Source organism: Cohnella nanjingensis, assembly GCF_014212125.1.
Lineage (GTDB): Bacteria > Bacillota > Bacilli > Paenibacillales > Paenibacillaceae > Cohnella > Cohnella nanjingensis.
This window is the reverse complement of sequence record NZ_JACJVP010000076.1, coordinates 1-8,467: the sequence shown is the minus strand read 5'-3', so window position 1 is coordinate 8,467 and position 8,467 is coordinate 1. Positions and strand designations below refer to the sequence as shown.

General features: G+C 58.3%; 8 protein-coding genes. 7 read left to right on the top strand and 1 reads right to left on the bottom strand.

The window, feature by feature from the left end:
- Positions 1-177: 177 nt before the first annotated feature.
- On the bottom strand, positions 178-426 hold the full coding sequence (locus tag H7C19_RS32725; protein ID WP_185673290.1) for an LSm family protein: 249 nt from the start codon (positions 424-426) through the stop codon (positions 178-180).
- 363 nt (positions 427-789) lie between these two features.
- On the opposite strand from H7C19_RS32725, the gene H7C19_RS32720 reads away from it, so the two are divergent.
- The 7 genes from H7C19_RS32720 (at position 790) to H7C19_RS32690 (ending at position 8,276) form a co-directional block, all read left to right on the top strand.
- On the top strand, positions 790-1,749 hold the full coding sequence (locus H7C19_RS32720; protein ID WP_185673289.1) for an acetylxylan esterase: 960 nt from the start codon (positions 790-792) through the stop codon (positions 1,747-1,749).
- 75 nt (positions 1,750-1,824) lie between these two features.
- Positions 1,825-3,006, top strand: a complete 1,182-nt coding sequence (locus tag H7C19_RS32715; RefSeq protein ID WP_185673288.1) for a peptidylprolyl isomerase — start codon at positions 1,825-1,827, stop codon at positions 3,004-3,006.
- 173 nt (positions 3,007-3,179) lie between these two features.
- The gene (locus H7C19_RS32710) at positions 3,180-4,904 is read left to right on the top strand and encodes an ABC transporter ATP-binding protein (protein WP_185673287.1); all 1,725 of its coding nucleotides are present in this window, start codon (positions 3,180-3,182) and stop codon (positions 4,902-4,904) included.
- Positions 4,905-5,187: 283 nt separating this feature from the next.
- Positions 5,188-5,895, top strand: a complete 708-nt coding sequence (locus H7C19_RS32705; RefSeq protein WP_185673286.1) for a response regulator transcription factor — start codon at positions 5,188-5,190, stop codon at positions 5,893-5,895.
- Entirely contained in the window at positions 5,885-6,991 is a 1,107-nt protein-coding gene (locus tag H7C19_RS32700; protein ID WP_185673285.1) for a sensor histidine kinase, read from the top strand. The genes H7C19_RS32705 and H7C19_RS32700 overlap by 11 nt, the downstream gene beginning before the upstream one ends.
- 143 nt (positions 6,992-7,134) lie before the next feature.
- Positions 7,135-8,031, top strand: a complete 897-nt coding sequence (locus H7C19_RS32695; RefSeq protein ID WP_313732054.1) for a D-alanyl-D-alanine carboxypeptidase family protein — start codon at positions 7,135-7,137, stop codon at positions 8,029-8,031.
- Positions 8,028-8,276 (top strand): hypothetical protein, encoded by a 249-nt coding sequence (locus H7C19_RS32690; RefSeq protein WP_185673284.1) that lies wholly within the window; start codon positions 8,028-8,030, stop codon positions 8,274-8,276. Before H7C19_RS32695 ends, H7C19_RS32690 begins: the two co-directional genes overlap by 4 nt.
- Positions 8,277-8,467 lie beyond the last annotated feature (191 nt).

Genomic DNA, 8,467 nt, shown 5'->3' with positions numbered 1-8,467 from the left:
GTTAGTTATTCAGTGGCCTCCAATTGCGCCGGGGCTTTTTTTATGGTTTGCGCATATCGAATACGGCATATAGGTTGAATCAGCATGCTGGAACGGTTGTACTGGCTCACTTCCCCGTAGCCGAAGATGTTCGGGCGCGTCAGGGCGACGAGGACTGAAAACGAACCGCGGTCGCAATTACCAAAATGCGCCGCCAGCTACTAAGGCAATGGCTAATATGTCGAATAGGGCAAGAGCGAGAATGCCACCTCCGAATCCGAATGCTTTTGTGTTTGCCTTGTTTGAAATAAAGGCGGCGGAAGTATCCAAATAAAGGCTATGACTGTTAAAATTGACGAGCATTCCTTCATGGACCCGCCCATCTCGTGTAGAAACAAGAACGCGCTGATTCAAACAACTTTGGCAAATGGAATGTAATTCGTTCAAAGTCTTTCCCTCCCTCGTGTTACCAGATGTTGCATGATCATCACCATGCTATTGTATGGAATGGTCGTCTAACAGGTCCGTTTATTAGCATATTTGCGTTAAAATTGGCGCACACACAATCAGGGTTAAAGCGGGGAATGCGCGTAAATCGCCGAACAGTACAGTAGTCCTGATCCTTGAAATGACCTTGCCATATGTTATGGGGGTATAGCGACCGCTGGGGGTGGCGGCACGGCACTGTGTAATACAAACGAACGCTTTAGATGCACGATTTTTCGCGGAAAGGCTTTTTTTGTCGCGGTGCATCGGCTATGATGGGTTGGTGCGACGCTAATAGGATAAAATAGGAAGGGGTCTTCGCCCATGAGCAACGCCATCGCGAGAAGAATCGCGGATCTGGAACGATACTTGCCCGAATTGACGGCGAAGCCGGATATCGATACCTACTGGGACGACGTTATCGCGGCGTTCGCGGACAAGCCTTTAAACGCGGTCCGCGCCGAAGTGGAGACGCCCTTTCCGCAGCTGCTGGCCTACAGGGTCGAGTACGAGGGCTTCGACGATACCCGCATCCATGGGTGGTTTTTGCTGCCGCGCGGCATGGCGGGAGAGCGGTTGCCTTGCACGGTTATCTTTCACGGGTACACCGGCGGGAAGGGCTATCCGGAGCAATATGCGCAGTATGCGCTGATGGGCATGGCGGTCTTCGCGGTTGACGTGCGCGGGCAAGGCGGGGACACGGGCAACCATCTCCAACAGGCGTACGGCATGACCCGGGGATGGGTTACGCAAGGAATTCTGACCAAAGATTCATTCTATTATAAAGCCATCTCCCTCGACGCGCTGAAAGCGCTGGAATGGGCGGCCGGTCAGACGGAAGTGGACGAGACCCGAATCTGCGTGGAAGGCGAGAGCCAAGGCGGCGGCCTAGCGTTCATCGCGGCGGCGCTGTCGACCGTGCCGGCGATCGCGGTCGCGCATATTCCGAACATGTGCCACATGGATTACGGCATTCTGAATTCGCAGAGCTCGCTCACCGAAGCGGCGGAGTTCGCGGCGCGGTTCCCGGACAAGCTGGACACGATCATGGAGACGCTCAGCTACTTCGACAACATGAACCTGGCGCACCGGATTCGGATTCCGCTATTCGTCACCGTCGGCTTGAAGGACCTGACGACCATGCCGGAGACAATCTATGCGGCCTACAACCGCGTTGCCGCCCCGAAGGAGATTCGGGTTTATCCGTTCTCCGGCCATACCGTCGGCGGAGACCAGAACCGGCAGGCGATCGAATTTATTCGGACTCATTTTTTTAATTTTTAGGTTAGCTTAAGGTAAAATGTCGAAAAGCTGATATAGTGGAGAAATGACAGGCCATCATTGAGGAGGATTAATGGAATGAGCGATTTGGAAAAAGATCCGAAAAACCCGGCATCGTCCGAGCCGGAAGAAACAACAGAAACGGCAACGGACAAGCTGGAGGAACAGGCGGCGGACAAGCTGCCGGAGCCTGAATTCGAGACCGCAACGGAGCTGAGCTCCGACGAGCATAGCGATAACGCAGCAGCGGTAGTGCCGGCGTCTGAAGCACAACCGGCAAAGCCCGCATCCGCCGTCGTCCCTTGGGTGATCGCCATCATCGCGGTGGTCGCGCTCGCCGTCGTACTCGTTCGCGGAACGAGCGGCGGCGGGATGAACGAAGCCGTCGGCAAGCTCGACGGCAAGGACATCACGAAGGCCGAGCTCTACGACGAGATGGTCAAGCAGAGCGGCAAGGAGCAAGTCGGTTCTCTGCTGGACAACTATATGACCTTGAAGCTGATCAAGATCGAAGCGGACAAGGCCGGAGCGAAAGTATCCGACGCCGACATCGACAAAGAGCTCGCCAAGATCAAAGAGAAGAACGGCTTCACGAGCGACGCCCAGCTCGAATCCGCGCTCGCCGGCAGCGGCATGTCGCTGGAGAGCTTCCGCGAGCAGATCCAGACGCAGGTCGAGCTGCGCGCGGTATTCGAGAAGCAGTCTGCGCCGAAGGATGATGACCTTAAGGCTTACTATGAGAAAAACAAAGCGAACTTCGGCACGGTGGAGGAAGTCAAGGCTTCCCACATTCTGTTGAAGACGAAGGCCGAAGCCGAGGACGTGCTGAAGCAGCTGAAGAACGGCGGCGACTTCGCGAAGCTCGCCCAGGAGAAATCGACCGATCCGGGTTCGAAGGACAACGGCGGCGATTTGGGCTTCTTCCCGAAAGGCCAAATGAACGAACAGTTCGAGACCGCGGCGTTCAATCTGAAAAAAGGCGAGCTGAGCGGCGTCGTGGAATCCCCGAACGGATTCCATATCATTAAAGTGACCGACCGCAAAGAAGCCGTCGTCCCGACCTATGAAGACGTGAAGGACGAAGTGAAGAGCGCCTATCTGGACGAGAAGATCAACGAAGGCGCATCCGAATGGATTCAGAAAGCCAAGAAAGACACCGGCTACAAGAATCTGTTGACCGATACGCCGGAGCCGTCCGCATCGCCGGCAGCCAGCGAGCCTGCATCGCCTGCAGTCAGCGCGTCGCCGGCAGCGAAATAAATCGCAATCGGTCTGTCCCATCGCATGAACAAGTCGCCGCGTCTCCGAATCCGGAGCGCGGCGGCTTTTTTGATTTCATTTAAGAATGATATTCATTATCATTTTTCGCGCGGGAGATCTGTGATATTATAAACACATATTCCCGTCGTCTTGCGCCATAGGAGGAAATCGCATTGATACGCCGTTTTGCGTCCTTTTACAAACCCTATAAAGGGCTGTTCTACCTGGATTTTTGCTGCGCGATCTTGGCCGCCCTGCTGGAGCTGGGCTTCCCGCTGGCCGTCAACAAGGTGGTCGACGACTTGCTCCCGAGCCGGGATTGGCAGCTGATCCTATGGGCTTGCGCCGGCTTGTTGGCCGTCTACTTGCTCAATACGTTCATGCAGTTCGTCGTGACCTATTGGGGCCACATGCTGGGCATCAATATCGAGACGGACATGCGCAAGAAGCTGTTCGACCACGTGCAGAAGCTGTCGTTCCGCTTCTTCGACAACAACAAGACCGGCCATCTCATGTCCCGCATGACCAACGACCTCATGGAGATCGGCGAAGTGGCGCACCATGGCCCGGAGGATATCTTCATCGCCGCGATGACGCTGATCGGCGCATTCGCGCTGATGGCCGGCATCCATCTGAAGCTGGCGCTGATCACGTTCGCGACCGTCCCGATTCTGATCGTGCTGTCGATCTACTTCAATGGCCGGATGACCCGCGCCATTCACAAGATGTTCTCGGACATCGCGGACTTCAACGCCCGCGTCGAGGACAATGTAGGCGGCATCCGCGTTGTGCAGGCTTTCTCGAACGAAGAGCATGAGAAGGCGCTGTTCCGGGAGAACAATCAGCGCTTCCGTCTGGCGAAGCTGCTGGCCTACAAGATCATGGCGAAGAGCGGTTCTCTCAGCTACATGCTAATGCGGCTCGTCTCGCTGATTGTCATGATCTGCGGCGCCTGGTTCGTCTTCCAAGACCAGCTGCACTACGGCGAGTTCATCGGCTTCATCCTGCTGACGAACGTGCTGTTCCGTCCGATCGAGAAGATCAATGCCGTCATCGAGACGTACCCCAAGGGCATCGCGGGCTTCAAGCGGTTTACGGAGCTCATGGACACGGTGCCGGACGTGGCGGATGCGCCGGATGCGATCGAGGTCGGCGAACTGAAGGGCGATATTCGCTATCGCGGCGTCACGTTCGGCTATGACGCGACCGTCAAAGCGCTGCAGGGGATCGATCTGTCGATCCGCGCAGGGGAGACGGTCGCGTTCGTCGGACCATCCGGCGCCGGGAAGACGACGCTGTGCAGCTTGCTCCCCCGGTTCTACGAGGTGAACGAAGGCGAGATCACGATCGACGGCATCGATATCCGCGAGATGAAGCTGTCGTCGCTGCGGCGGCAGATCGGCATCGTGCAGCAGGACGTCTTCCTGTTCGCGGGCACGATTCGCGAGAACATCCTCTATGGGAAGCTGAATGCGAGCGAGGCCGAGATCTGGGAAGCGGCCCGGCGCTCCCGGCTGGACGACTTCATCCGAACGCAGGCAGACGGCCTCGACACGATCGTCGGCGAGCGCGGCGTGAAGCTGTCCGGCGGGCAGAAGCAGCGGCTCGCCATCGCTCGGATGTTCCTGAAGAACCCGCCGATCCTCATCCTGGACGAAGCGACTTCCGCGCTCGATACCGAGACCGAAGCGGCCATTCAGCAATCGCTGAGCGAGCTGTCCGCCGGCCGGACGACGCTCGTCATCGCCCACCGCCTCGCCACGATCAAGAACGCGGATCGGATCGTCGTGGTGACGGAAGACGGCATCAGCGAGCAGGGCCGGCACGAGGACTTGCTGCGCGCGGAAGGGCTGTATAGCCGTCTGCACCGGGCGCAGTTCAGCGCGGCGGCGAGATGACGGAAGGAAGCCGGCCTGGCCAGAGGCGAACGAGCGATCCGCTCGTTCGCTTTTTTTTGGCGGAATCGACAAGGATAAATTACGTTTGTCCATTTCCGGAATCGACTTCGGTTAGAACCGCCTTGCTTCAAAGGGAGAGACTTAGCCGGAATGCCCGCGCGCCGCGGCTTAACAATGTTTAAAAAAAGCTTAAGCTTTCTAAAGGTTGCGGCTTCGCGCAGGACAACTTGGCCATGTTAGGCTATAGTAAGAAAAAAGACAGCAGTCAGGGGTGCCCGATTCTTTGAACCGAAAAATCCTCATCGTGGACGACGATCGCGAAATCGCGAATCTGATCGATATTTATTTGAAAAACGAAGGCTACGCGACGGACAAGGCCCATGACGGCGAAGAAGCCATCGAGCGGCTGGCGCAGGAGCCGTTCGACCTCATCGTGCTGGACGTCATGATGCCGAAGATGGACGGTCTGGAAGCCTGCCGCCGCATACGGGCCGAGCGGGAGATCCCGATCCTCATGGTCAGCGCGAAGGCCGAAGACATGGACAAGATCCTGGGGCTCATGACCGGCGCCGACGACTATCTCATCAAGCCGTTCAATCCGCTCGAGCTGCTGGCGCGCGTGAAGTCGCTGCTCCGCCGCTCCTACCTGTTCGGCCAGTCGGCAGCCGCCGCCGCGTCGCCGGCACCGGCCGAAGGCATCCTGACGGTCGGTCCGCTGCGCATCAACAAGCTGACGCATTCGGTCGAGGCCGCCGGGAATCCGATTCATCTCACGTCGACCGAGTTCGGGATCCTCTATCTCCTGGCGAACAACCCGGGACGGGTGTTCAGCGCGGAAGAGATCTTCCAGCAGGTGTGGGGAGAGAAATACTTCGAGTCCAACAACACCGTCATGGTCCACATCAGCAAGCTTCGGGACAAGCTGGAGCAGGAACTCGGGGACAAGCTGATCGCCACGGTCTGGGGGGTAGGCTACAAAATTGACGCCTAATTATGCGGGCCGCATGCTATGGCGGCTCATCTGGCAGATGGTGCTGAGCGTCGTGCTCGGGATGATCACGATGGCATTCGCGATATTCGTAGTGACGTATTTGACCAATTACAGCACAACCTTCAGGCGTATGTTGTACCTGATCGTGGATTTGTTTGGGCAGACGGGGCTCTATTATACCGGGAGCTTCTTCTTCGCGATCGTATTTATGTGCCTGTTGAGTTGGCCGCGGTTCCGGTATCTGCATACGATACTCAATGCAGTCGGCCATATCTCGCAAGGCAATTTCGACGCGCGCGTCCCGATCCGGGGCGACAACGAGCTGCGGGTGCTGGCGACGCATACGAACCGGTTCGTGGAGCGCCTGAACCATTCGATGGCGGAGGAGCGCAAAGCCGAGCAAACCAAGAACGAGCTGATCACGAACGTCTCCCACGATCTGAGAACGCCTCTGACCTCGATCCTGGGCTACCTGGGCTTGGCCGAACAGGACCGCTACAGGGACGAGATCGAGCTGCGCCACTATATCTCGATCGCATATCAGAAGTCGCAGCGCATGCATGTGCTCATCAACGATTTGTTCGAGTATACCCGGACGCGGCACGCGGCCCAAACGCTGAAGCTGTCCGCGATCAATCTCACCGAGATGATGAAGCAGTTGCTCGAGCATCAGCGGGTCATGTTGACGGAAGCGGGCATGGAGGGACATCTTCGCGCTCCGGACGCCGAAGTAACGGTAATGGGCGATCCCGCCAAGCTGGTCCGCGTGTTCGAGAATCTGCTGATCAACGCCGTCGCCTACGGCAAAGACGGGGGCAAGGTCGACATCGCCGTCTATCGCTACCCGAACGAAGCGGTTGTCGAAGTGACGAATTACGGGGAGCCGATCCCTTCGACCGACTTGCCCTATATTTTCGACCGGTTCTACCGGGTGGACAAGTCGCGGACCGAACACAGCGGCGGTTCCGGTCTCGGGCTTGCGATCTCCAAGAGTCTGGTCGAGATGCACGGCGGCACGATCGCGGCCGAGAGCGATGCGCTGAGGACGGCGTTCCGGGTTGCGCTGCCGCTGAAGCCGAAGAATAATCCTGCTTAACGAGAGCCTTGCGAGGCTCTTTTTTGTTGCCCGAGGAACGTTGTTTAAGTTTTCTTAAGAAAAAAATGAGAACTTCTTTCGGTTCCCTTAAATCCCGCGCGCTAAAATGACGGCATAGAGCAAAGACAGGGGAGGATGGCGACGTGAAAAAGGGAATTGCGCTAGTGGCGCTCGCGACCGCATCGCTCGGCTGGGGCGCGCTAGGTTTTGATCGACCCGAGGGAAAGGCGCAGTCCGCCAAGGTAGAAGCGAAATCGGCCGTGATGCTGGACGTAGCGTCGGGGGAATGGCTTTATGCGCAAAATGCGGACAAGCCGATGCCGCCCGCCAGCATGTCGAAGCTGATGACCGAGACGCTGGTGCTGGAAGACGTCGCTGCCGGCAAGCTTGGCTGGGACGACAAAGTGACGGTCAGCCGTTATGCGGCGAAGGTCGGCGGCGCAAGCATGGGGCTGTCGGAAGGCCAGCGGGTGACGGTCGAGACCCTCTTCCGGGGGATGGCCGTCCGTTCCGCCAACGACGCGACCGTGGCGCTGGCGGAGTACGCGGCGGGAGACGAGCGGACGTTCGTCGCCCGGATGAATGCCAAGGCGAGGAAGATCGGCTTGTCGAAGCAGTCCCGCTTCGCGAACGCGACGGGGCTGTCCAGCGCCGATCTGAAGGCGTTCTCCGCGGCCGCGAGCGAAGGGGAGACCGTCATGACGGCGAAGGATGTAGCCAAGCTAGCCATGTATGTGGTGCAGCGGGAGCCGGACATTCTGAACTTCACGCGGGAAGGCGAAGCGCGCGGCTTCGGGACGCAAGTCGCGCTGCGGACGACCAACGAGATGCTGCCGGGTCAGCGCTTCGGCACGGTCGGGAACGACGGGCTGAAGACGGGATACACCGCGGCTGCCGGTTATTGCTTCGCGGGCTCGTTCCGATTGGACGGCCGGCGCTACGTGACGGTCGTCATGGGGACCGCGACGCCGAAGGCGCGGTTCGATCAGACGCGGACGCTGCTGGAGCTGGGATTGGCGGAAGGGAGGAAGCTGGCATGACATTCGGAGAAAAGGTGACCGAGCTGAAGTTGCACGAGGCGTTGTGCTACCGGATCTGCTATTTCCTCTTGGAGAATGAGTTCGACGCTTGCGCGGCTGCCGAACATGCGCTGCTCGCGCTCTATCGGGACGAAGCGTTCTGGCGGGCCAGCCCGGACAGCCGTCCGGAGTTGGCCAAGCGGGCGGCGACCTCCGAGGCGCTGCGCCGCAAGAGTCAGATGTACGCCAGCTTCGCCGGGGCATGACCTCGCGTGCAAGACTGGAGGGCAGGCGTTTCAAGGGATAGATTCAGTACATTCATTTGAGCTTTTGGCGGGGAAGCGATTCAAGGGGCTGTCTCAACAGGTCATAAACGGACCTAGGGACAGTCCCTTTAGCCTTGCTGCGGCGTATGTAAACTGCTTACATGGGCGAGGACGGGTTGAAGCGACGGATG